20 protein-coding genes are annotated in these 24061 nt (G+C 71.2%); 13 read left to right on the forward strand and 7 right to left on the reverse strand.

The window, feature by feature from the left end; translation table 11 throughout:
- The first annotated feature begins 272 nt into the window (after nucleotides 1-272).
- Entirely contained in the window at nucleotides 273-1727 is a 1455-nt protein-coding gene (locus ACLQ2T_RS13185) for a polysaccharide pyruvyl transferase family protein (protein WP_425766337.1), read from the forward strand.
- Entirely contained in the window at nucleotides 1724-3409 is a 1686-nt protein-coding gene (locus ACLQ2T_RS13190; RefSeq protein ID WP_425766338.1) for a CDP-glycerol glycerophosphotransferase family protein, read from the forward strand. Before ACLQ2T_RS13185 ends, ACLQ2T_RS13190 begins: the two co-directional genes overlap by 4 nt.
- Nucleotides 3410-3479: 70 nt before the next feature.
- On the opposite strand, the gene ACLQ2T_RS13195 is transcribed toward ACLQ2T_RS13190, so the two are convergent.
- Nucleotides 3480-4088, reverse strand: coding sequence for a histidine phosphatase family protein (locus tag ACLQ2T_RS13195; protein ID WP_425766339.1), 609 nt, complete (start codon nucleotides 4086-4088; stop codon nucleotides 3480-3482).
- A 154-nt stretch (nucleotides 4089-4242) separates the two neighbouring features.
- Here ACLQ2T_RS13195 and ACLQ2T_RS13200 point away from each other — a divergent pair, with 154 nt between their 5' ends.
- A complete protein-coding gene (locus ACLQ2T_RS13200; protein WP_425766340.1) occupies nucleotides 4243-4428 on the forward strand; it encodes a CsbD family protein in 186 nt (61 codons plus the stop codon).
- A gap of 63 nt (nucleotides 4429-4491) precedes the next feature.
- Here the strand turns inward: ACLQ2T_RS13200 and ACLQ2T_RS13205 are convergent, their stop codons facing one another.
- The gene (locus tag ACLQ2T_RS13205) at nucleotides 4492-5895 is read right to left on the reverse strand and encodes a KamA family radical SAM protein (RefSeq protein ID WP_425766341.1); all 1404 of its coding nucleotides are present in this window, start codon (nucleotides 5893-5895) and stop codon (nucleotides 4492-4494) included.
- 86 nt (nucleotides 5896-5981) lie between these two features.
- On the opposite strand from ACLQ2T_RS13205, the gene ACLQ2T_RS13210 reads away from it, so the two are divergent.
- From ACLQ2T_RS13210 to ACLQ2T_RS13235, 6 genes are read left to right on the forward strand one after another with little or no spacing between them, the layout of a single operon-like run.
- On the forward strand, nucleotides 5982-7082 hold the full coding sequence (locus ACLQ2T_RS13210; protein WP_425766342.1) for a zinc-binding alcohol dehydrogenase: 1101 nt from the start codon (nucleotides 5982-5984) through the stop codon (nucleotides 7080-7082).
- A 4-nt stretch (nucleotides 7083-7086) separates the two neighbouring features.
- Nucleotides 7087-8658 carry an amidohydrolase gene (locus ACLQ2T_RS13215; protein WP_425766343.1) on the forward strand — a complete coding sequence of 524 codons (1572 nt, stop codon included), beginning with the start codon at nucleotides 7087-7089 and terminating at the stop codon, nucleotides 8656-8658.
- Entirely contained in the window at nucleotides 8655-10214 is a 1560-nt protein-coding gene (locus tag ACLQ2T_RS13220) for a lysine 5,6-aminomutase subunit alpha (protein WP_425766344.1), read from the forward strand. The genes ACLQ2T_RS13215 and ACLQ2T_RS13220 overlap by 4 nt, the downstream gene beginning before the upstream one ends.
- A 53-nt stretch (nucleotides 10215-10267) precedes the next feature.
- The gene (locus ACLQ2T_RS13225; RefSeq protein ID WP_425766636.1) at nucleotides 10268-11017 is read left to right on the forward strand and encodes an OAM dimerization domain-containing protein; all 750 of its coding nucleotides are present in this window, start codon (nucleotides 10268-10270) and stop codon (nucleotides 11015-11017) included.
- Nucleotides 11017-11409, forward strand: coding sequence for a hotdog domain-containing protein (locus ACLQ2T_RS13230; protein WP_425766345.1), 393 nt, complete (start codon nucleotides 11017-11019; stop codon nucleotides 11407-11409). The genes ACLQ2T_RS13225 and ACLQ2T_RS13230 overlap by 1 nt, the downstream gene beginning before the upstream one ends.
- Nucleotides 11406-12791: a glutamate mutase L gene (locus ACLQ2T_RS13235; protein WP_425766346.1), complete on the forward strand. Its 1386-nt coding sequence runs from the start codon at nucleotides 11406-11408 to the stop codon at nucleotides 12789-12791. The genes ACLQ2T_RS13230 and ACLQ2T_RS13235 overlap by 4 nt, the downstream gene beginning before the upstream one ends.
- A gap of 333 nt (nucleotides 12792-13124) precedes the next feature.
- Here the strand turns inward: ACLQ2T_RS13235 and ACLQ2T_RS13240 are convergent, their stop codons facing one another.
- Nucleotides 13125-13706, reverse strand: a complete 582-nt coding sequence (locus ACLQ2T_RS13240) for a helix-turn-helix domain-containing protein (protein ID WP_425766347.1) — start codon at nucleotides 13704-13706, stop codon at nucleotides 13125-13127.
- Between the two features lie 74 nt (nucleotides 13707-13780).
- Between ACLQ2T_RS13240 and ACLQ2T_RS13245 the strand changes: the two genes are divergently transcribed.
- The 4 genes from ACLQ2T_RS13245 to ACLQ2T_RS13260 all read left to right on the forward strand — a co-directional run bounded on the left by ACLQ2T_RS13245 (nucleotide 13781) and on the right by ACLQ2T_RS13260 (nucleotide 18508).
- Nucleotides 13781-15361 carry a methyltransferase domain-containing protein gene (locus ACLQ2T_RS13245; protein WP_425766348.1) on the forward strand — a complete coding sequence of 527 codons (1581 nt, stop codon included), beginning with the start codon at nucleotides 13781-13783 and terminating at the stop codon, nucleotides 15359-15361.
- A gap of 82 nt (nucleotides 15362-15443) precedes the next feature.
- Nucleotides 15444-17036 (forward strand): apolipoprotein N-acyltransferase, encoded by a 1593-nt coding sequence (gene lnt, locus ACLQ2T_RS13250; protein ID WP_425766637.1) that lies wholly within the window; start codon nucleotides 15444-15446, stop codon nucleotides 17034-17036.
- A 32-nt stretch (nucleotides 17037-17068) separates the two neighbouring features.
- Nucleotides 17069-17875, forward strand: a complete 807-nt coding sequence (locus ACLQ2T_RS13255) for a polyprenol monophosphomannose synthase (RefSeq protein ID WP_425766638.1) — start codon at nucleotides 17069-17071, stop codon at nucleotides 17873-17875.
- Nucleotides 17876-17965: 90 nt separating this feature from the next.
- Nucleotides 17966-18508 (forward strand): FxsA family protein, encoded by a 543-nt coding sequence (locus ACLQ2T_RS13260; protein ID WP_425766349.1) that lies wholly within the window; start codon nucleotides 17966-17968, stop codon nucleotides 18506-18508.
- Between the two features lie 61 nt (nucleotides 18509-18569).
- Here ACLQ2T_RS13260 and ACLQ2T_RS13265 read toward each other — a convergent pair whose 3' ends face one another.
- From ACLQ2T_RS13265 to ACLQ2T_RS13280, 4 genes are all read right to left on the reverse strand, one after another.
- Complete coding sequence (locus ACLQ2T_RS13265) at nucleotides 18570-18911, reverse strand: RNA polymerase-binding protein RbpA (RefSeq protein ID WP_327025983.1); 342 nt, start codon at nucleotides 18909-18911, stop codon at nucleotides 18570-18572.
- 248 nt (nucleotides 18912-19159) lie between these two features.
- A complete protein-coding gene (locus ACLQ2T_RS13270; protein ID WP_425766350.1) occupies nucleotides 19160-20338 on the reverse strand; it encodes a hypothetical protein in 1179 nt (392 codons plus the stop codon).
- A 12-nt stretch (nucleotides 20339-20350) separates the two neighbouring features.
- Complete coding sequence (locus ACLQ2T_RS13275; protein ID WP_425766351.1) at nucleotides 20351-21388, reverse strand: LacI family DNA-binding transcriptional regulator; 1038 nt, start codon at nucleotides 21386-21388, stop codon at nucleotides 20351-20353.
- On the reverse strand, nucleotides 21385-23832 hold the full coding sequence (locus ACLQ2T_RS13280; RefSeq protein WP_425766352.1) for a beta-glucosidase: 2448 nt from the start codon (nucleotides 23830-23832) through the stop codon (nucleotides 21385-21387). Before ACLQ2T_RS13280 ends, ACLQ2T_RS13275 begins: the two co-directional genes overlap by 4 nt.
- Between the last annotated feature and the right edge of the window lie 229 nt (nucleotides 23833-24061).

The raw sequence follows: 24061 nt of genomic DNA on the forward strand, positions 1-24061 counted from the left end.
GGGGCCGGCGATCACGACCTGAGGCGATTGTGCGAAATGGGATGAGATGATCAAGAACATCCGACCCCGGTTCAGTGAACTCACGGGATACGGGATTAGGATCCATCCCTGATTCGGCGGAAGTGAGACCCGATCGTGAGCGGCGCGAGCCGATCCGCGGTGTGCCTGCCGGCGCCGCGGCACGGTCTCGCTAGGTGTGTCGTCAAGGGGAGGATTGAGATGTTCCGACCGCTATGGTCGAGGTTCAGCCAGTCGGGTGCCGAGGTCCGGTCATGACGCGTATCCTCGTCCGCGCCGGCAAGCATCCGGCCACGGTGCTGTCCCACGAGCAGAGCCTGTCCACCTCCCGGCTCGGGGTCTTCGGCTCGAACTCCGGCAACATGCTCTTCTACAGCGCGGTCTTCCGGGCCCTGAGCGTGCCCGGCGCCGAGCTGGTCGCCAACTCCTACGTGCACGAGCGTCCGGTTCACCTGGGCCGGTACATCGAGCGGACGAACGAGGAGTTCGACCGGTTCGTGCTGCCGATGGCGAACTCCTACCGGGACACCTTCCTGCCGCACCTGGAACGGCTGGCCAAGGTCATCGAGAAGCTGACCATTCCGGTCACGGTGGTCGGCATCGGCGCCCAGCTGCCGTACGGCACCGAGTTCGACTCCCTGCCCGACGAGTACAAGCGGATCGTCACCCGCTTCACCCGGGCCGTGCTGGACCGCTCCGCCTCGATCGGGGTACGCGGCGAGTACACCGCCCGGATGCTGAAGTACCTGGGCTTCGGTGACGAGCACGTACGGGTGATCGGCTGCCCGTCGATGTTCGGCAACGGACCGCTGGGCCCCCTGGTGCGCAAGGTCGGGCACCTGCGCTACGACAGCCCGCTGGCCATCTCGTACACCCCCAAGGTCAAGGGGGTGGACGAGATGGTCGAGGCGAACACCAACCGCTACCCGAACAGCGTCATCGTGCCCCAGCAGCATCACCGGCTGGCCCTCATGCTCTGGGGCGAGAACCCGGCCAGGGTCGGTAACAAGCGGATGCCGATCCACACCGAGCACCCGCTGTACGAGAACGACCGGATGCGCTTCTTCGTGGACGCCTCGACCTGGGTCGAGTTCATGGCCGAGCAGCACTTCGCCTTCGGCACCCGCATCCACGGCAATGTCGCCGCCGTGCTGGCCGGCACGCCGGCGGTCGTGCTGGCCCACGACTCCCGTACGGTCGAACTGGCCGAGTACCACGGCATCCCGTACCGCCTCTACGCCGACCTGCCGCCGGACGTCGACGCCCAGCGACTGTACGAGGAAGCCGACTTCGACGCCTTCCTGCCCCGCCAGGTGCCGACCTTCGAGACCTACCTGCGGTTCCTGGAGCACAACGACCTGGAGCACGTGTTCGCGCCGGGCAAGGAGAACCCCGACTACGACAAGGCCCTGGCCGCCGCCAAGTTCCCCGGGCCGGTGCACACCCTGATGGCCTCGGATGTCGTCGGACGCCGTCAGGTCATGTCGCGCCTGCGGTGGCTGCGGCAGGGCCACGACGGTGACCTGGCCCGGCCTGCCTATGACTTCGAACCCCCCTTCCGCGAGCCCCGCGGATACAAGTCACTCGAGGAGCGGGTAACCCAGTTGGAGAAGGAACTCAAGGTTCAGCAGAACTTCCTGGCGTCCTGGCGCGGCCGGGTCAGCCGGGTGCTGCGGATGAACGGCACGTCGACGGGCGTCCGGCGGTGAGCGCGAAGTCCGGCTTGCGGGGGTGGCTGGCAGGTCGACTGCCCACCCTGGCCGCCGAGGTGGCGGCGTTGGTCGCCCTGCTGTTGGCGGCGGTGGCGGACTCGCCGCTGTGGGCACTGCCCCCGGCCGTGATCGCGGTCGGTCTGCTCGGCTACATCTGGCGCACCGCCCTCAGCGGCGGCTCGGCGGCCTCCGGTTCGACCATGATCACCCGGCTGCTCCTGTTGGCCTGCGCCTACCTGCTCGGGGTGGTGCACTCCGGGGGCGGTGTCGTCCTGGCCCTGGGGGTCGGCGGGGCCGCTCTGGCGGTGCTGGCCGAGTCTGCGGTGACGGCCATCTCCCGGTCGGTCTATCCGGTGTCGGCCAACCTGCGCGGCAGTGGCCTGCGGCCCAATCTGCGCCCCAACACCAGCCGGGCGGTGCTGGTCAACGGCGCCGCGGTGGTGGTGGCCCTGGGCTGCGGGTTCCTCGGCACCCTTGAGGTGGTCTCCCTGGTGGTGTCGGTCGCCGCGCTGGCCCTGGTCGCGTTCACCGGCTGGCAGGCGGTGAGCCGGGTACGGGCCCGGCACGCCAGCGAGACGAGGTTGACCGCCGCGCTGACCGCCTACGAGCCGGTCTTCCTGCTGCACTGGGAGGCACCGGTCGGCACCGCGTACCAGGTCGGGATGTGGTTGCCGTACCTGGAGCGGCTCGGCAAGAAGTTCTTCGTGCTGGTGCGTTCCGAGGCCAACTTCAACGAGGTGCTGCGGCTGACCACGGCGCCGGTGGTACTGCGGGCGGGGTTGACCCAGATCGACGACGTGATCGTGCCGTCGCTGCGGGCGGCCTTCTACGTCAACACGGCGACGAAGAACAACCACCTCGTGCGGTACACCAACCTGACGCACATCCAGCTCAACCACGGTGACAGCGACAAGGTGCCGAGCCACAACCCGGTCTTCCGGATGTACGACCGGAACTTCGTCGCCGGTCAGGCCGCCATCGACCGGTTCGCGGCCAACGGGGTGAGCATGCCGGCGGAGATGTTCCGCATCGTCGGGCGTCCGCAGGTGGAGAATGTCGCCATCGCCGCGGCCCCGATCGCCTCGCTGACCGCGCCGCGGGTGCTGTACGCCCCCACCTGGGCCGGCTTCTACGCCGACTCGAACTACTCGTCCCTGCTGGTGGGCTACGACATCGTCAAGGCCCTGATCGCCCGGGGATGCAGCATCGTGTTCCGGCCGCACCCGTACACGATGCGCTCGGCGGCCCTGACCCAGGAGTCGGAGCGGATCAAGGCGCTGCTGGCCGAGGACGCTCGTACCAGTGGGCGCAAGCATCTGTTCGGCGCGCAGGCCGAGTCGAAGATGTCCGTCGTGGACTGTTTCAACGCCTCGGACGCGATGGTGTCGGACGTGTCCAGTGTGGTTGCCGATTACCTGTACTCGGAGAAGCCGTTCGCCATGGTCGCGGTGTCGGCTCCGGCCGACCGGTTCACGGACGCCTTCCCGCTGGCCCGGGCGGCGTACGTGATCGACGCCCACACCGGTCGGGTGTCCGGTCTGGACCTGGTGCTCGACGATCTGCTCGGCAGTGACCCCCTGGCGGCCACCCGCCACGACCTGAAGAAGTACTACCTGGGGGACATCCCCGCCGAGGGGTACGCCCAGCACTTCCTCGACGAGGCCAACAGTTACCTCTGATCGGCGCCTGGGAACGGCTCCGGCATTCGGCGTGGCAGCGCCGGGGCCGGAGCCGGTTCTCGTTGGTGGGTCAGTGCCGGGCCGTGGTGGGGGAGAACTTGGCCGGTGGGATGGGCGGGTGGTTCCAGCGCAGGACGACCCGGCGGGCGTGTTCGTGGCCGAGCAGGCTGAGGGTGCCGGTGTCCAACCGCAGCAGTCCGCCGGCTGAGGGGGGTAGCCCGATCCACCGGGCGGCCAGCACCCGCAGCGAGTGGGCGTGTCCGATCAGGGCCACCCCGCCCTGATCGAGGAGGGGGTGCACCCGGGCCAGCAGGCGGTCGACGCGTTCGCCGACCTCGCTGGGGGATTCGCCGCCCGGGCATCCGTCGGTCCACACGCTCCATCCTGGTTGTTCCTGGTGGATGTCGGCGGTGGTCCGTCCCTCGTGATCGCCGTAGTTCCACTCCGCCAGGTCCTCGTCGGTGTCGGTGATGCCCAGGCCGGCCAGTCGGGCGGTGTGCACCGCCCGGAGTCGGGGACTTGCCAGCACGGCGACGAACCCCTCCTCGGCCAGGGCGGGGCCCAGGGAGCGGGCCTGTCGCTCACCGTCCGGGGTCAGCTCCAGATCGGTGTACGAGGTGTGTCGGCCGGCGGTGCTCCAGGCGGTGGCGCCGTGCCGGATGAGCGTGATCTGTCCCATTGGCCCAGTCAACCAGTCGCCGCCTCCACCCGACTACCTAGCGTCCTAGGATGCCTTACGCGAGGTGCGCCCCACCACCGGGTTTTCACCGACGGCACCCGGGGACACCGACACGAACGGGGTTCACCCGTCCCGGCCGAGCAGAGGAGGCGAGATGAGCTTCATCGACAAGGCGAAGAACAAGGTCGAAGAGATGAGCGGCACCGCCAAGGAGCGCATCGGCGACAAGGCCGACAACGAGCGGATGCGGGCCGAGGGGGCTGGTAAGCAGGCCGAGGCCCGTGCCCGGCAGGCGGGCGAGGACGTCAAGAGCAAGGCGAAGAGCGCCTTCGACAGGTGAGGCGCCGACGCCAGGGGCCCCCGGAGTACTCCGGGGGCCCCTGGCGGTACGTGTGGTCGGTCGTCACTCGTCGCGGTGGTTCAGCCACCACTGCTGACCGGCCTCGGGCAGGGTGTCGATCGGGTCGTAGTAGGCGTACCGCTTGTTCAGGGCGGCCAGGTCGGCGGACTCGATGGAGGTGCGGTAGTTCTTGGTCCAGTAGGAGATACCGCGCTCGCGGTCGTACTCGGTGATCATGTGCACCCAGCGCTTGCCGACGAAGGGCACGTCGCAGACGATCCGTGGGGTGGCGTAGCCGGGCAGGTAGCCCATGATGTCGTGCTGGAGCTGCTGGGCGTGCCAGACCGGGACCCGCCAGTGTTCGGCGTTGGGGATCATGTCGCACATGTAGAAGTAGTACGGCAGGATGCCCGTCTCGCCCTGGAGGCCGAAGCACAGGTCGAGCAGGTCCTTGCTGGTGGCGTTCACGCCGCGCATCAGCACACCCTGGTTGCGGACGTCGCGTACGCCGACGTCCAGGGCGGTCTGGGCGGCCTTGGCGACCAGGGGGGTCAGCGACTGGGCGTGGTTGACGTGGGTGTGGATGGCCAGGTTGACGCCGCGTCGGGCGGCGGTGCGGGCGACCCGTTCCAGGCCCTCGACGACGTCGGGCTGGAGCCAGTGCTGGGGCAGGCCCATGAGGGCCTTGGTGGCGAGTCGGATGTCCCGGATGGTTTCGATCTCCAGCAGGCGCATCAGGTAGGACTCGAGATTGCGCCAGGGCACGTTGGCCACGTCTCCGCCGGAGACGACCACGTCGCGTACCCCGGGGTGGGTTTTCAGGTAGTTGATGTGGGCGTCGTACCGGTCGACGGGTTTGAGGCTGAGTTTGAGCTTGTCGACCGCGGGGGTGGAGTTGCCGACCAGGTCCATGCGGGTGCAGTGGCCGCAGTACTGGGGGCAGGTGGCGAGGAGTTCGGCGAGGACCTTGGTGGGGTAGCGGTGGGTGAGGCCCTCGGCTACCCACATGTCGTGTTCGTGCAGGGAGTCGCGGCTGGCGTAGGGGTGGGAGGGCCAGTCGGTGCGTCGGTCGGAGGCCACCGGGATCATGTAGCGCCGGATGGGGTCGGCGAGCAGTGCTTCGGTGGTCGGCGGCGCGAAGGGCACCATAGTGTTGATCATCTGGGGTGGCACCAGCATGGACATGGTGGCCAGGGCGCGTTGGTCGGCTTCCAGGTCGGCGTAGAAGCTCTCGTCGACGGTGTCGCCGAGCACGGTGCGCAGTTGTTTGACGTTCTTTACGCAGTTGACCCGCTGCCATTGGGCGTTCTCCCATTGGTCGCGGGTGACGTGGCGCCAGCCGGGGAAGCGGGTCCAGTCGGGTTCGACGAGTGGGGTGCGGCGGTATTCGTAGGGCTGGCCGGGGGTGTCGACGGGGGCCGGCTGGGGTGTCGCGGTGCGCTGCACCGGCGGGTGGGTCTGGGTCACGGCCCCTCCTGGTGGTTGATCGATGACCCCGAAGGGTACTGGAAAATATCCGGTTAAGAATCTAGTCTGCCGTAAGTTTTCCCGCTATGCGACTCCCGGCCGGGGGTTCAGGCGGCCATGTAGGGGAGGTCGGGGTGACGTCACCAGTGGGTCTGCACCGCGTGGTGGAGCCGGCGGGGGTGCTGCCGCAGGCGGCCTGGCGCCTGGACGCGGGTCCGGAGATCGCGGCGAACGAGGTGCGGATCCGGGTGGAGCGGCTGAACCTGGACGCGGCGAGTTTCCGTCAGCTGTTCGACAAGCACGGCGGTGACGGTGCTGCGGTGCGCGCCGAGGTGCTGGAGATCATCTCTACCCGGGGCAAGATGCAGAACCCGGTGACCGGGTCGGGTGGGATGTTGATCGGCACGGTCGAGGAGGCCGGGCGGCGTTCGCCGCTGGGTCTGAAGCCGGGGGAGCGGGTCGCCACCCTGGTGTCGTTGACGTTGACGCCGCTGGTGGTCACCGACGGTCTGGCCCGGTGGGACGGGCTCAGCGAGCAGGTGCCGTGTGAGGGGTGGGCGATTCTGTTCGCCCGGTCGATCGCGGCGGTGTTGCCGGAGGATCTGGATCCGCAGTTGTCGCTGGCGGTGCTGGATGTGTGTGGGGCGCCGGCGTTGACGGCGCGGGTGGTGTCGCGGTGTGTGGCCGACCGGGCGGGGGATGGGCCGGTGTCGGTGGCGGTGATCGGTGGTGCGGGCAAGAGTGGTTCGTTGTCGCTGGCGGCGGCGCGGCAGGCGGGGGCGGGTCGTACGGTCGGGGTGGTGCCGGTGGCGGCGGAGCGTGACGCGCTGGTGGCGGCCGGGTTGTGTGATGCGGTGGTGTTGGCTGACGCCCGGGATCCGGTGGGGTTGTCCACGGCGGTGACGACCGCGTTGGGGGCGCCGGCTGATGTGACCGTGGTCTGTGTGGATGTGCCGGGGTGTGAGCACGGGGCGGTGTTGGCCACGGCGGACGGCGGCACAGTGATCTTTTTCTCGATGGCGACGAGTTTCGCGGCGGCGGCGTTGGGGGCCGAAGGGCTGGCGGCGGACGTGACGATGCTGGTCGGCAACGGGTATGTGCCGGGGCACGCGGAGTTGGCGTTGGGGTTGTTGCGCAGTGATCCGGGGGTGCGTGGCCTGTTCGAGGCGCGGCTGGCGGCAGACTGAGGCCATGACGAAGAACCCCTCGACGTTGTTCCGCGGTGGCGTGTTGCATTGTCCGGCGGATCCTTCCGCTACGGCGTTGTTGGTGCGGGATGGGCGGATTGTCTGGTTGGGGGCGGATGCGGATGCGCCGCCGGCGGACCGGGTGGTGGAGTTGGGTGGGGCGTTGGTGACCCCGGCTTTCGTGGACGCGCATGTGCATGTCAGTGACACCGGCCTGGCGTTGTCGGGGTTGGATCTGTCCGGGGTGCGGTCGGCCGGGGAGTTGTTGGAGGCGGTGTCGGTGTTCGCGGCGGGGTTGCCGGCGGATGCGGTGGTGTTGGGGCATGGGTGGGACGAGTCGACGTGGGTGGTGCCGCAGCCGCCTTCGGCGGCGGAGTTGGGGCGGGCGGCCGGTGGGCGGCGGGTGTATCTGTCGCAGGCGTCGATTCATTCGGCGTTGGTGTCTTCGGCGTTGTTGGCGGCGTGTCCGCAGGCGGCGGGGGTGTCCGGGTATGACGGGTCGGGTTGGTTGCGGTTGGACGCGCATCATGTGGTGCGGGCGGCGGCGCGGGGGTCGGTGACGCGGGCGCAGCGGGTGGCGGCGCAGCGGGTGGCTCTGGAGCATGCGGCGTCGTTGGGGATCGCGGCGGTGCATGAGTGTGGTGGGCCGGAGATCTCCGACGAGGAGGATTTCATCGGGTTGTTGGCGGTCTCGGGTGCCGGGGTGCCGGAGGTGTACGGGTACTGGGGTGAGTTGGGTGGTGCGGCGCGGGCTCGGGAGTTGGGTGCGGTGGGGGCGGGGGGTGATCTGTTCGCCGACGGTGCCCTGGGGTCGCGTACGGCGTTTTTGTCGCGGGGGTATGTCGACGGTGAGGGGTGTGGGCACGGGTATCTGAGCGCGGAGCAGGTGCGTGATCACCTGTTGGACTGTGCGGCGCATGGGATGCAGGGCGGGTTCCATGCGATCGGGGATGCGGCGATCTCGACGGTGTTGGAGGGGTTCGCGGGGGCGGCGCGGCGGTTGGGTACGGATCGGGTGCGGGCGGCGCGGCATCGGGTGGAGCATGCGGAGGTGATGGATCGGCGGTTGATCGCCGGTTTCGTGGAGTACGGGGTGGTGGCGTCGATGCAGCCGGCGTTCGACCGGTTGTGGGGTGGTGCGGGGCGGATGTATGAGGCGCGGTTGGGGTTGGAGCGGTCGTTGGCGTCGAATCCGATGGGGGCGATGCACGGGGTGGGGGTGGCGTTGGCGTTCGGTTCGGATTCGCCGGTGACGCCGTTGGATCCGTGGGGTTCGGTGCGGGCGGCGGTGGCGCATCACAGTCCGGTGCAGCGGATGACGGTGCGGGCGGCGTTCGCGGCGCACACCCGGGGTGGTTGGCGGGCGGTGCATCTGGACAGTGAGGGGGTGTTGGCGTTGGGGGCGCCGGCGACGTTTGCGGTGTGGTCGACTCCGGCGGGGTTGGAGAGAGGTCTGCCGGTGTTGCAGGCGGAGGATCCGGAGTTGCGGGGGGCGCAGGATCCGACGCCGTTGCCGGTGTGTCAGGCGACGGTGTTGCGTGGTGATGTGATCTTTCAGCGGGAAGGGCTGTCGTGACGGGCAAGCTTGATCTGGATCCGGTGTTGGTGGCGCGGGCGCGGGAGTTGGCGCGTCGGGCGGGGCAGCCGGTGGTGGAGTTGGCGCGTAGCCATACGACGGTGTCGGTGGAGCGGGCGGTGTTGCGGTTGGCGGGGGTGGTCGGGGCGGATCCGGATGGCATTCCGTGGGTGAACCGGCTGGTGGATGCGGTGGTGGCGGATGTGGGTTTGGGGCATGGGGTGGCGGTGCCGATGTTCGATGCCCTGGCGCGTGAGCAGCTCACCGATGTGACGTTGTTGGCGCAGAAGGCGGCGGCGGGGTCGGTGCGGTTCGAGGTGCCGTCGGGGAAGGCGGCGACGGCGGCTCGGCGGGCGGCGCGTAGGGCGGTGGGTGCGGGGGTTCGGCAGATCGATCGGCGGCGGGCGGAGCGGGAGCGCCTGGTGCGGCGGTTCGGTGATCCGGTGCGGCGGCCGTGGATTTATCTGATCGTGGCTACGGGGGACATCTACGAGGACATTCCGCAGGCGCAGGCGGCGGCGCGGGCCGGGGCGGATGTGATCGCGGTGATCCGGTCGACGGGGCAGTCGTTGTTGGATTATGTGCCGGAGGGGGCGACCCGGGAGGGGTTCGCGGGCACGTACGCCACCCAGGAGAACTTCCGCCTGATGCGGGCGGCGTTGGATGTGTCCTCCAAGGAGTTGGGTCGGTATGTGCGGCTGACGAATTACGCGTCGGGGTTGTGTATGCCGGAGATGGCGGCCCTGGCGGGTCTTGAGCGGTTGGACATGATGCTCAACGACTCCATGTACGGGATTCTGTTCCGGGACATCAATCCGATTCGTACGTTCGTGGATCAGCGGTTCTCGCGGCAGGTGCATGCCCGGGCGGGGATCATCATCAACACCGGTGAGGACAACTATCTGACCACTGCTGATGCGGTGGATGAGGCGCACACGGTGACGGTGTCGCAGTTGTTGAACGAGTATTTCGCGCATGAGGCGGGGTTGGCGGACTGGCAGCTGGGGTTGGGGCACGCGTTCGAGATCAATCCGGATGTGCCGGAGTCGTTGCGGTTGGAGTTGGCGCACGCGTTGTTGGCGCGGGAGTTGTTTCCGGATGCGCCGTTGAAGTGGATGCCGCCGACGAAGCACATGACCGGTGACGTGTTCCGGGGCAATCTGCTCGACGGGTTCTTCAACCTGGTGGGCACGCTGACGGGGCAGGGCATTCTGCTGGTGGGGATGATGACCGAGGCGGTGGTGACGCCGTGGTTGTCGGATCGGGACATCGCGTTGCAGAACGTGCGGTATGTGCTGGGGGCGGCCGGTGGGTTGCATGAGGATTTCGTGCCGGCGTCGGGTGGGTTCATTCAGCAGCGTGCCCACCGGGTGTTGGGTGAGGCGGTGGACCTGTTGGAGCGCATCGGTGAGCAGTCGTTGTTGACGGCGATCGCGGAGGGCACTTTCGGGATCATGAAGCGGCCGTCGGACCGGGGTAAGGGGTTGGCCGGGGTGGCGCGGCATGAGGCGGATTACTACAACCCGGCCACGGAGATCCTGGAGCAGTCGGCATGAGTGAACGCACCGAGTGGAGCGAGGGCCGTGCGGGCATGCCCAGCCGGCACGGCATGAGTGAGAAGACGGTGGTGCGGCCGTACGGGGACACCACGGGGGACGGCATGGTGCAGGTGTCGTTCACGTTGCCGGTGCCGCATGACAAGCGGGCCGAGGGTGCGGCGGTGCAGTTGGCCAACAAGATGGGGATGGACCCGGCGATGTTGGTGCACGCCAAGCCGATCGGTGAGGGGTTCACGTTCTTCGTGGTGTATGGGCGGGTGAATCATCTGGTGGACCTGGCGAAGGTGCAGGTGGTGGAGCGGGATTTTCCGCTGCTGAGCGCCAAGGAGGTCAATGCGGTGGTGAAGCGGCGGTTGCGGCGGAAGTTGTCCGTGGTGGGGGCGTGTATCGGCACGGATGCGCACACGGTGGGCATCGACGCGATTCTGAATGTGAAGGGGATCGCCGGTGAGAAGGGGTTGGAGTATTACCGGGAGTTGAAGGTCACGAATCTGGGTGCGCAGGTGAGTGTGCCGGAGTTGGTGGAGGCGGCGCGGGCGGAGCGGGCGGATGCGGTGTTGGTGTCGCAGGTGGTGACGCAGCGGGATGCGCATCTGCACAACACGCGGGAGATGTCGGCGGCGTTCCGGGAGGCGTTGCCGGCTGATCGGCGGCCGTTGCTGATCGTGGGTGGGCCGCGGTTCGACGAGTCGATGGCGGCCGAGTTGGGGGTGGATCGGATTTTCGGTCGGGGGACGACGCCGGGTGAGGTGGCCAGTTACCTGGTCCATGCGTTGATCACGGACAAGAGGGTGAAGTGATGACTGATTCGCGGGTCGGGTTGACGGTGACGCATCGGCGGTATGTGCCGTATTCGCATGCGCATTACGCCGGGGATCTGGTCGACGGGGCGTACGCGTTGGGGTTGTTCGGTGATGTGGCCACGGAGGTGTGTATCCGTACGGATGGGGATGAGGGTTTGTTCGCCTCCTATTCGGAGGTGCAGTTCCGGGCGCCGATCCGGGCGGGGGATGTGGTGGAGGTGGTGGCGACGGTGACCCGGGTGGGTACCCGTAGCCGCACTGTTGATTTCGAGGCGCGGGTGGTGTGTCGGGGGCGTCCGGATCGTGGTGGGTCGGCGGCGGAGGTGCTGGCGGAGCCGGTGGTGGCGGTGACGGCGACCGGCACGGTGGTCGTTCCGCCGGTGGTGTGAGGGTAGCGGTCTGCGCCGACGTGGGGTCGACGTTCACCAAGGTGTCGGTGGTGGACCTCGACGGGTGTGGTCTGGTGGCGTCGGCGTCGGCGCGTACGTCGGTGGACACGGATGTGTGGCACGGCCTGGAGGCGGCGGTCGGGGCGGCGTTGGCGGGTCGCTGGTCGCCGGAGGTGCCGTGGTTGGTGTGTTCCTCGGCGGGGGGTGGGCTGCGGCTGGCGGTGGTGGGGTATGAGCCGCTGGTGACGGCGCAGGCGGGTCGGCGGGTCGGGTTGTCGGCGGGCGCGGATGTGGTGCATGTGGCGGCCGGTCGGCTGGGTCGGGCCGAGTTGACGGCGTTGCGGGCGGCCCGCCCGGATGTGGTGTTGCTGGTCGGTGGCACCGACGGTGGGGACGCCGAGACGCTGACTCACAATGCGAACCGGTTGGCGCGGGCCCGGTTCCGGGTGCCGGTGGTGTTGGCCGGCAATGTGGCGGTCCGCGACGAGTTGCAGGCGGTGTTGGCGCGGGCGGGGGTGCCGGTGACGGTGGCCGACAACGTTTTGCCGCGGATCGGGGTGTTGGCGCCGGCCTCGGCGCGGGAGACGATCCGTCAGGTGTTCCTGCGGCATGTCATCGGGGGGAAGCGGCTGTCGCGGGGGCGGCGGTTCGCTCGGTTGGTGCGGGCGGCCACCCCGGATGCGGTGTTGACCGGAGTGGAGGCGTTGGCGGAGCTGGCCGGGGGTGATCTGGTGGTGGTGGATGTGGGTGGGGCCACCACGGATGTGTATTCGGTGTTGACGCCGGACGAGCGGGCCAGTGGGCCGGGTCGGGAGGTGGCGGGTTCGTTGTGGCGGGCCCGCACGGTCGAGGGTGATCTGGGGATGCGGTGGAGCGCCCCGCAGGTGGTGCGGGCGGCGGTCGAGGAGCGGCTGCTGGGGGAGCCGGAGGGGGCCGAGTTGGTGGGGGAGGCGGCGCGGCGGGCCGCCGATCCGGGGTTTCTACCCGTGGATGCGGCCGGGCGGGCGGTGGATGCGCGGATCGCGGCGTTGGCGGCGACTGTGGCGTTGCGGCGACATGCCCGTGGGGTGGGTACGGGGGAGCGGTCAGGGCGTGATCTGCGGGATGTGCGGTTGGTGGTGGGTTCGGGTGGGGTGTTGCGGCACGCCCCGCAGGAGGTGGCCGAAGGTGTGTTGGGGGCGGTGTTGACCGATCATGCCGGTGGGTGGGCGTTGCCGCGGGCGGCGCGGCCGGTGGTGGATGTGGACTATGTGTTGGCGGCGGCGGGGCTGCTGGTGGGGGAGTATCCGGTGGCGGCCCGGGGCCTGTTGCGACCGCTGCTCGGTCCTTCCGGTGGCGGCGACACGCCGGGGTGTGGGGGCGACTCGGCGGTGGCGGGTTGACAAGGGCGGGGGTGGGCCACGTACCGTCTTTGAGTCCTACCACGGGAAGTGGCTGTTGTTCGCTTCGTCCCTTCGTCCGCTGGCCGAGCGAGATGGTGTCGCGGCGGCCAGGTCCAGCGGGCGGGGGTCGGCGGGGCGGCGCGAACCGGCCGCGATTACCGGTGTACGGGCAGGGTGAGGTGCACGGCCAGTAGACAACGGCCCGACGGGGGCAGCCAGTCGCCGTCCGGTCGGTCCGAAGGTCGAGGTGTCTCGTTCTCGCCACACCGGCCGTGGAAGGGGCCTGGGAGCATCGGGGCGCGGCGTATGCCGCGCCCCGACTTGGTTGCCGGGTCAGTCGGTGGCGGGTCGGGCCCGTACGTGCAGGCGTTCGCCCTGCGGGCCGAACAGGCTGAGCACCTCGGCGGGTTCGGGGCCGGGGTTGCTGACGCGGTGCGGGGTGCGGGTGTCGAATTCGGCGACCTCGCCGGCCTCCAGCATCAGGTCGTGTTCGCCGAGTTGCAGGCGTGGCCGCCCGGAGAGCACGTAGAGCCATTCGTAGCCTTCGTGGGACTGAAGTCGTGTCTCGGCGGGGCTGTGTGGGGGCAGGATCTGTTTGAAGGCCTGTAGTCCACCGGGGCGGCGGGTCAGGGGCAGGAAGGTCATGCCGTGGCGGACGATCGGGCGGGGCCGGATCCGGGGATCGCCGACGGCGGGTGCGCCGACCAGTTCGTCCAGGGGCACCTGGTGGGCGCGGGCCAGGGGCAGCAGCAGTTCCAGGGTGGGGCGGCGGTGTCCCGATTCGAGGCGGGACAGGGTGCTCACCGAGATGCCGGTGGTGTCGGCGAGTTCGCTCAGGGTGGTGCCCCGGTTCTTGCGTAGGGCCCGCAGGCGGGGACCCACCGCGGCCAGCACCACCGCCTCATCGTTTGCCATGTTGGCAAGAATACTTGTCGCCGGTAGGGGTGCGGGTGGATGGTGACGCACGAAACCGACAAGGGGAGCGCAGGATGGACGACAGGTACGACGTGGTGGTGGTCGGCGGCGGGGCCGCAGGCCTGGCCGGGGCGTTGACGCTGGCCCGGGCGCGCCGTTCGGTGCTGGTGGTGGACGCCGGTGAGCCGCGTAACGCACCGGCGGCCGGGGTGCACACCTATCCCGGACGGGAGGGGACCCCACCGGCCCGGTTGGCGGCGATCAGCCGGGAGGAGGTGACCGGCTACGGCGGGCAGCTGATGACCGGTCAGGTCACCGGCTTCGACCGGGTCGGTGAGGAGTTCACGGTCACCGTCGACGAAGGCCGGCAGGTCCGGGCCCGGCGGCTGCTGGTCACCACCGGGCTGGTCGACGAACTGCCTCCGCTGCCCGGCCTGGCGCAGCGGTGGGGGCGGGACGTGCTGCACTGCCCGTACTGCCACGGGTGGGAGGTGGCCGACAAGCGGATCGCCGTGTTGGCCACCGGGCCGCTGTCGGCCCACCAGGTGCGACTGTGGCGGCAGTGGAGTGACCAGGTGCTGCTCCTGCTGCACGACCAGCCGGCACCGCAGGGCGAGGAGGCCGAGTGGTTGGCCGCCCTGGAGGTGGCGGTGGTGCCGGGCCCGGTGGCCGGGCTGACGGTGCAGGTCGACCGGCTGACCGGGGTGCGGCTGGCCTCCGGGGAGCAGGTCGACTGTGACGTGCTGGTGGTGGCTACCAGGATGACCGCCCGGGCGCAGGTGCTGTCGTCGTTGGGGTTGACGGCCGAGCCGGTGGAGATGTTCGGTCAGGTGATCGGTGCGCAGGTGCCGTCCGGGCCCTCGGGTGCCACCTCGGTGCCGGGGGTGTGGGTGGCCGGCAACATCGCCGACCTGTCCGCGAAGGTGATCCCGTCCGCCGCCGCCGGGATCACGGCCGCGGCGGCCATCAACGCCGACCTGGTCGAGGCCGACACCCGGGCGGCGGTGGCGCGGCACCGGCGGCAGCGGGAGGAGGCCTTCACCGAGGCCGGGTGGGAGCAGCGGTATCAGCAGCGGCCGACGGTGTGGAGCGGCCGACCCAACCCGCAGCTGGTGGCCGAGGTGTCCGAGGTCACCCCGGGCCGGGCCCTGGATGTGGGCTGCGGTGAGGGTGCCGACGCGGTGTGGCTGGCCGAACGGGGTTGGCGGGTCACCGGGGTGGACATCTCCACCACCGCGCTGGAGCGGGCCGCGCGGCACGCCCGCGAGGCCGGTGAGCAGGTCGCGCAGCGCATCGAGTGGGTGCACACCGACCTGCTGCACGGCGAGGTGAAGGAAGGCGTCTACGACCTGGTGTCGGCGCAGTTCATGCACCTGCCGCCGCAGGACCGCCGGGAGTTGTACGCGCGGCTGGCCGCCGCGGTCGCCCCGGGTGGGCTGCTGCTGATCGTCGGGCATCACCCGCGGGATCTGTGGTCCCGCGCGCATCGGATGCACTACCCGGAGATGATGTTCACCGCCGAGCAGGTGGCCGCCGACCTGGACCCGCAGCGGTTCGAGGTGCTGGTGGCGCAGGCCCGGCCCCGTACGACGGTGGACCCGCAGGGCCGTGAGATCTCGGTGCACGACGCGGTGCTGCTGGCCCGCCGCCGCTGAGGGCCACCGGCGGCCCGGCCGGTCATACGGGCCGGGGGTCGGGGCGGGTAGCCTTCGGCGCGTGACCGCGCCCGATTCGCCCGTGACGACCGTGGACCCTGGTGTCGCGGCCACCTCACCGTCTCGCCTGCCTGCGGTGCCGCTGCCGGTGGCGCTGGCCATGGCGGTGGCCGCCGGGTTGGCGTTGCTGCTGGCCTTCCCGCCGTACGGGTGGTGGCCGTTGGCGCCGGTGGGGGTGGCCCTGCTGGCCGCGGCCACTCACCGGCGGCGGCTGCGCGCCGGCGCCGGACTGGGGTTCGTGACCGGTGTGGCCCTGTTCGCGCCGTTGCTGGCCTGGACGAACCTGCACACCGGCTACCTGCCGTGGGTGTTGTTGTCGCTGTTGCAGGCCGTCTACCTGGCGTTGCTGGGTGCGGCGACGGCGTGGGTGTCGCCGCTGGTCGACCGGTTCCCGCCGGTGTGGCCGGTGGTGACCGGGGTGCTGTGGGTGGGTCAGGAGGCGCTGCGGGACCGCACCCCGTTCGGCGGGTTCCCGTGGGGGCGGCTCGCGTTCGGTCAGGACGGTTCGCCGTTGCTGCGCCTGGCCGCCCTCGGTGGTGCCCCCCTGGTGACCTTCGCGGTGGCGTTGACCGGTGGGCTGCTCCTCGCCGCCGGTTGGTGGCTGATCCAGGCCCGCCGGCAGCAGCGGCCGCCCCGCTTGTGGGTTCCGGTCGCCGGGGCCGGGGCCGCGGTGGTGGTGCTGCTCACCGGGGCCCTGCTGGTGCCGGTGCACACCGCCGGTTCCGGTGCACAGGTGACCGTCGCCATCGTGCAGGGCAACGTGCCGCGCCTGGGGTTGGACTTCAACGCCCAACGGCAGGCCGTGCTCGACAACCACGTCGACGCGACGATCGAGCTGGCCGCCCAGGTCGGCGCCGGTCAGCGGGAACGGCCCGACCTGGTGGTGTGGCCGGAGAACTCCAGCGACATCGACCCGCTGCGTAATCCGGCCGCCGGTGCCCGGATCTCGGCCGCCGCGGACGCCATCGGGGTACCGATCCTGGTCGGGGCGGTGTTGTCCGGGCCGGAACCGGGGCAGGTGCGCAACGCGGGGCTGCTGTGGCGTCCCGGGGTGGGCCCGGATCTGGACCAGCTGTACATCAAGCGGCATCCGGTGCCGTTCGCCGAGTACGTGCCGATGCGGGATCTCGCCCGCATGGTGAGCAAGCAGGTCGACCGGGTACGCGCCGACTTCGTCGCCGGCACCGAGGCGGGGGTGGTGCGTACCCCGGCGGTGGTGCTCGGCGACGTGATCTGCTTCGAGGTCGCCTACGACGGGCTGGTCCGGGACACCGTGACCGGTGGCGCCCAGTTGCTGGTGGTGCAGACCAACAACGCCACCTTCGACGAGGCCGAGGCCCGCCAGCAGTTGGCCATGGTGCGGTTGCGGGCCGTGGAGCACGGCCGACCCGCCCTGATGGCCTCCACGGTCGGGGTGTCCGGGTTCGTCACCCCCGACGGGCGGGTAAGCGACGCGACCGGGTTCAACACCCGCGCGGTCGTGGTACGGCAGCTGACCCTGACCGAGGGGCGCACCCTGGCCACCCGGATCGGGGTGCTGCCGGAGGTGCTGCTGGCCGGGTTGGCCGTGGTGGCGCTGGCCGGCACGGTGGTGCTGCGGCGGCGACCCGAATAGATCCGCACGCCGGCACGAGGGAGGCAGCGGTGATGCAGAAGACCGACATCCGTCCGGCGACGAACGAGGTGCCCGGGGTGGGCCGGGTACTGGTGGTCATCCCCACCTACGACGAGGCCGACAACCTATCCACGATCGTGGAGCGGATCCGGCGGGCCGCCCCGCAGGTGGCGGTGCTCGTCGCCGACGACAACAGTCCCGACGGCACCGGCGACATCGCCGAGGACCTGGCCCGTACCGACCGGCAGGTGCACGTGCTGCACCGGGAGGGGAAGCAGGGTCTCGGCGCGGCCTACCTGGCCGGGTTCGGGTGGGCGCGGCGGCGGGGGTTCGACGCCGTGGTGGAGATGGACGCCGACGGCTCCCACGACCCGCAGGACCTGCCGGCGCTGCTGGCCGCCGCCGCGGACGCCGACCTGGTGATCGGGTCGCGGTGGACCCGGGGGGCCCGGGTGCTGAACTGGCCGCTGCGGCGGCTGCTGCTGTCGCGGGTCGGCAACCTGTACGCGCGGCTGGCGTTGGGGATGCCGGTGGCCGACGCCACCGGCGGCTACCGGGTCTACCGGTCGAGTCTGCTGGACCTGCTGGACCTGGAGTCGGTGTGTTCGCAGGGCTACTCCTTCCAGGTGGAGTTGTGCCGGTTGGCGCATCGGGCCGGGGCCCGGATCACGGAGGTGCCGATCACCTTCGCGGAGCGGGAACGAGGCGCCAGCAAGATGAGTCCGCTGATCGTGGTCGAGGCGTTGTGGCGGATCACCGGCTGGGCGGTCGACGACCGGCGGGCGGCCGTGCGGCACGGGTGGCGGGCGGTCACGGCGGGGCAGGCCCGGTGGCCGTGAGCCGGGTCGTGTCATGCTGGAGGTACGCGGACGGCTGCGCCGCACCGGTCAGCCGCCGACGATGACACGCCATACGGCGGATGGGGTGAGATGCGCCGGACACTGCGGTTCGTACCGTTGGCCCTGCTGGTTTCCGTGCTCGTGGAGCTGGCCGTGTTCGTGCTGGTGGGCCGGGCGGTCGGCTTCGGCGCGGCGACCCTGATGGTGTTCGCGGCGTCGCTGCTCGGCATGGTGTTGCTGCGGCGGGAGGGCATCCGCGCCTGGCGGGGGTTCCGGGAGGCCGCGCAGTCCGGTCGGCCGCCGGGTCGGCAGGTGACCGACGGGCTGGTGGGTCTGCTCGGTGCCCTGCTGTTGGCGACCCCCGGTCTGGTCAGCGGCCTGGTGGGGCTGGTGTTGCTGGTGCCGCCGGTGCGCCGGCTGGCCCGCGGCGGCATGCAGCGGACCGCCGAGCGTCGGGTGTCGTCGATGACCGCCGGTGACCTGTTCGGACCTCGCCGGGTGCGGGTGTACCGGGGTGCCCCCCAGCAGCCGGGGGAGACCGGCGCAGCCGAACCGGCCGCGCCGGGCCCACCGGCTCCGCCGGTGGGCGACGAGGGTCGGGCCATCGAGGGTGAGATCGTGGAACCCCGCTGAGGAAAGAACGACGACGACGCCCCCGGGAGTTGATCTCCCGGGGGCGTCGTCGTCGGACGGGTCAGGCGCGACCGCGGCGGGTGCGGACCTCCTGGAGTCGCTCTTCGAGGATGTCCTCCAGCTCGGCGATCGAACGCCGCTCCAGCAGCATGTCCCAGTGGGTACGCGGCGGCTTGGCCTTCTTCTGCTCCGGTTCGGTGCCGTCGACCAGCCGGGCCACGCTGCCGTCGAACTTGCATTCCCAGGTGGTGGGCACCTCGGCGTCGACGGCGAACGGAACCTCGAACTGGTGGCCCTTGGCGCACAGGTACTCGCGGGTCTGCCGCGGCGCGAGCTCCGTGTTGCGGTCGGATTCGTAGCTGACCGCGCCCAGTCGGCTACCGCGGAGCATACGCTCGCCCATGATCGACTTCCCCTCTTCGGTGGTGCTGGTCCTGTCGGTGTAACGGTCCGCCTTCGTCGGGCCATTCCCGCGGCCACGCCTGGACGGCCCGCTACCCGCGGGTGCGCAGTCAAGGGTAACCGGCCACAGCAGCCGCCCGGCGGGGTCCGCCCGGCCGGGTCGTGGCGGCGGACCGCCGCCGTCAGCGCAAATGGTAGCCCGCCGGGCCACCGAGGCGACGGCACGCCTCGCCACCCGAGGGCGCAGGGTCAGCCGGCGGAGACGTTGCGGGTCAGGGCGGTGGCCAACTCGGCGACCTGACCGGCCAGTTGGGCGACCCGCTGACGGGCCTCGTCACGGTCCGCCTCGACCGCCCGCAACAACTGCGCCTGCCGCACCTCCCGACCGTCGGCCTCCGCCGCCGCCTGCTGCCCGGCAGCCACCTCGGCGCGCAGGGCCTCCACGCGGGCCACGGCGGCGGCCAGGTCGGCACGCAACGAATCCGTGTCGGCCAGCGCGGCCGCCAGATCCAGGCCGACCTGACGGGCCGTGGCCTGCGCCCGCTGCCGGTCCGCCTCGGCCTGGGCCCGCGCCTGCTGCGCCTGATCGAGGTCGGCGCGCACCGCGGTCAGCCGCGCCGCCAGATCCTCGGCCTCGGTACGCAACTGGGCCAGGTCGGCCTGGGCCTGCTGTGCCTGGACCCGGGACTGCTCCACCTCGGAGCGCAGCGCCTCGACCCGGGCGGTGGCCTCGGCGGCGGAGACCTCCGCACGGTGGGCCTCGGCGCGGGCGGTGTCCCGTTCGGCGATCAGCGTGGCGCTGCGACCCCGCTCGGCGTCCAACTCCGCCCGCAGGGCCGCCACCTGGGTGCGGGCGGTGTCCCGGTCGGTCTCGGCCTGGGCCCGCAGCGCCTCGGCGGCGACCGCGGCCCGACGGGCGGTGTCCCGGTCGGCCTGCGCCTGCGCGGCCCGCGCGTCGGCGGCGTCCGCCCGCTGCCCGGCCTGGTCGGCCTCGGCGCGGGCGGTGTCCCGGTCGGCGGTGGCGGCCTGGGCCTGCCGCCGGTCCCGCTCGGCCCGGGCGGCGGCGTCCTCGGCCGCCCGGATCGCCTCGTCCCGTTCGGTCTGCGCGGCCGCGACCGCGGCGGCCGTATCCGCCCGGACCTGCGCCAGTTGCCGTTCCACCCCCGCCGGGGACAACTCGGCGTGCAGGGCCTCGGTCAGGGTCTGCACGACCTGGTCGAGGCGATCCACCGCCTCCCAGGTGCGGGCCACCTGACCGGGCAGACCGGGGGCGTTGCGGTGCCGCATCCGGCTGTTGCGGGAGGCCCGCTGGCAGGCGCCGTCGTTGTCCCGGCAGTAGCGGAAGGGCCGGCCGGCGCCGGCCCGCTGCGGCACGTCGGCACCGCAGTGGGCGCAGGGGCGGGTGTCGGTGGCGGGCTCGGCGTCCATCGAACGGGCAGTCTAGTGGGCCGCTCGGGCGGTGCTGTCGCGTACGGTCAGCCGGGGCGGCAGCAGGGTGACCTCCGGTACGGGCTCGTCGCGGAGTTTGCCCATCACCAGGGACACCGCCTGCCGGCCGATCTCCTCCGCGGGCACCGGCACACAGGTCAACCGAGGGCTGGCATGTTCGGCGAACTGCTCCGGGCAGACCGCCACCACGGACACCTCCTCGGGCACCCGACGGCCCAAGGCGGCCAGGGCCGCCTGCATCGGCCCGACCGCGGCCTCGTTCTGCACGATCAACGCCGAGATGTCCGGGTGGCGGGCGAACAACCCGACCACCCGATGGTGGACGTCGGCGGCGTTCTCCTCACAGGGCAGGGTCACCGCCTCGACACCGTGGCGGGCCGCCGCCTCGATCACCCCGGCCCGGGTGCGGTGGGCGAACCCGGTGCCCCGGTCGTAGACGGCGGCCGGCGCACCGAGCAGGGCGATCCGCCGGTGACCGAGGCCCGCCAGGTGCTCCACGCACAGCTGCCCCGCCCGGTGGAAGTCCAGGTCCACACAGGTCAACTCGCAGGTGTCGGCGGGCAGGCCGATCAGGACGCTGGGCCGCCCCAACTGCCGCAGCAGCGGCACCCGTACGTCGTGCAGCTCCACATCCATCACCAGCACCCCGTCGACCAGGGCACCGGCGGCGATCCGGCGCAGCCCCTCCGGGCCCTCGTCGGAGGTGAGCAGCAGCACGTCGTGGTCGTGGCGGCGAGCCGAGGTCACCACCGCGGTGGCGAACTGCATCACCACCGGCACCTGGATGCCCGAGCGCAGCGGCAGCACCAACGCGATCACGTTGGCCCGGCGGCTGGCCAGGGCCCGGGCCCCGGCGTTGGGGTGGTAGCCGAGCACCCGGATGCTGGACAGTACCCGGCTGCGGGTCACCTCGGAGATGGCCCGTTTGCCGCTGAGCACGTACGACACCGTGCTCACCGCCACCCCGGCGTGCCGGGCCACGTCGGCGATGGTCGGCTGCCCGGACGCGATCCGTCCGCGCCCGCTCACCGGACCCCGCTCGTGCTGGGCATCCGCGACTCCGACGACAGGGGTTCACCGCGTACGGCCACGATGCCGGTGAGCCGCACATCGGTGGCGGAGCGTCCGACCAGCACGGTGTGGGTGGCGTCCTCCACCACCTGGCGGCCCTGTTCGACGTCCCACCAGCCCAGCTCCGCGCTGCGCAGCCGCAAGGTGACCGTCCGGCACTCCCCGGGCGCCAGGGTGACCCGGGTGAAGTCCCGCAGCTGCCGCAGCGGCTGCTTGACCCGGGAGCGGCGCTGCCGGGTGTAGAGCTGCACCACCTCCTCACCGGCCCGCTCGCCGCTGTTGGTGATGTCCACCCGCACCTCGATGTCGGTGCCTACCGGCACGGACGTGGCGCTCAGCCGCAGGTCGGTGTAGTCGAAGCGGGTGTAGGACTCACCGTGTCCGAAGGGGTACAGCGGCTCGCCCCGGTAGTACAGGTAGGTGAAGTCGGCGCCGATCACGTCGTAGTCGAGCAGGTCGGGCAGCTCAGCGGTGTCGGCGTACCAGGTCTGGGTGAGCCGGCCCCCCGGTTCGGCGTCGCCGAGCAGCACCTCGGCCAGGGCGTTGCCGTGTTCCTGTCCACCGTGGGCCGACCACAACACTGCCGGCAGATGCTGTTGCGCCCAGCCGATCGCGTACGGGTAGCTGCTGGTCAGCACCAGCACGGTACGGGGGTTGGCGGCGTACACGGCCCGCAGCATCGCCTCCTGCCGGGCCGGCAGGGCCAGGTCCACCCGGTCCTCGGTCTCCCGCCCGTTGACCATCGGGTGGTTGCCCAGCGCCACCACGGCCACGTCGGCGGCGGCGGCCAGCGCGGCGGCCTCGGCCGCCCCGTCGACACCGAGTTCGATGCCGAAGGCGGTACCGGCCCGTGGGCTGTCGCCGTCGACCCGCAGCCGTCCCTCGGTGTCGAGGGTGACGTACCGGTCGGTGGCCAGGTGCCGCAGCAGCACCGTGCCGTCGGGCAGCAGGTCGAACTGGAAGGTCTCCCGCACCACCCAGCCGCCCGGTCCCGGGCGGTCGTTGACCAGCACCCCTTCGTCGTCGGCGCCGACATGGCGGCCGTTGCCGACGGCCCGCAGCGCCACCGTGTCCCGGCCCCAGTCGAACACGTCGAACCAGGTGGGTTCGGCCCCGACGGTGAGCGGGCCGCCGGCGGGGTCGTCCGGGCAGCCCACGTAGCCCTGGGCCACCCGCAGGGCGATCCGGTCGGTACCCGGATGGGTGGTGACCTGCGGCGCGCGGGCGGCCAGGGCCTCGCGCAGGGTCACCGCGTACGGCAGGGTGCCGCTGTACCAGTCGGCGTGGACGGTGTCGGCCAGGGGGCCGAGTACGGCGATGCGGGGTGGTGCGGCCAGGGGCAGCAGACCCTCGTTGCGCAGCAGCACCACGCTCTGTCGGGCGGTCTGCAGGGCCAGTCGGCGGTGCGCCGGGCAGTCGATCACCTCGGTGGTGGTCGTGGCGTACGGGTCGTGCTGCGGGGGGTCCAGGTCACCCAGCCGCCAGCGCAGGGTGAGGATGCGCCGTACCGCCCGGTCCACCTCCGCCACACTGATCAGTCCCTGCCGCAGGGCCTCGGTCAGGCGGGCCCGGGTGGGTTCGCTGTCGGTGTCGTCCTCGGTGAAGCTGTCGATGCCTGCGCGCAGGGCGGCGGCGAAGCCGCTGACGTCATCGGGCAGGTGGCGCTGCACCCCGGCCAGGTTGCTGACCGCCCCCGCGTCGCCGACGACCAGCACCTCGCCGGGCGCCCACCGGCGCAACTCGGTCTCGATCAGCGGGCTCAGGTGTGCCGGCACCCCGTCGACCAGGTTGTAGGAGGCCATCGCGGCGACCGCCGCCCCGGCGGCGATGGGGGCGCGGAAGGCCGGTAGTTCGTACTCGTGCAGCACCCGGGGCGGCAGGTCGCTGGAGGTGGTGGCCCGGTCGGTCTCGTTGTTGTAGGCCAGGAAGTGTTTGACCGTGGGGGCGGTGCGCAGCCGCTGCGGATGGTCACCGCGCAACCCCTGGGCGTACGCGGTGGCCAGGGCGCCGGTCAGCCACGGATCCTCCGACCAGCCCTCCTCGTTGCGTCCCCAGCGGGGGTCCCGCAGCGGATTGACCACCGGCGCCCACACGTTGAGGCCGACCCGGTGCGGGTCGGCGTGGTGTTTGGCGCGTACCTCCTCGCCGACGGCGACCCCGACGGCCCGCATCAGCTCGGGGTTCCAGGTGCTGGCCAGGCCGATCACCTGGGGGAAGACGGTGGCCGGTCCCAGCCAGGCGACACCGTGCAACGCCTCGGTGCCGGTACGGAAGCCGGGCAGGCCGAGCCGGGGCACCGGCGCCTGCCACTGGTGCAGCAGGCCGAGCTTCTCCGGCAGGGTCAGCTGGGCGACCAGGTCGTCGACGCGTGTCTGGGGGGAGGGCGTGCTGCGGTCGGTCATGGTGGTTCGCCTTCCAGTGCCCGGCACGCCGAGGGTCGAAGCGCTTCGACGACCGTCGGCCGAGCGGCATCGCAGGTCAGGGTGGGATGACGGTCGTCGGCCCGGACGCTGGTGAAGCGCTTCGACAAACCGTGGAAAGCAAGCCGCCCCGGGTGCCCTAGCGGAGCGGCTCGCTTCGAGGTTGGCACCCGGGGCGGGTCCGGTCAAGACTCGACCGCGGTGGCGGTGA

Source organism: Micromonospora sp. DT229 (assembly GCF_049844505.1).
Classification (GTDB): domain Bacteria; phylum Actinomycetota; class Actinomycetes; order Mycobacteriales; family Micromonosporaceae; genus Micromonospora.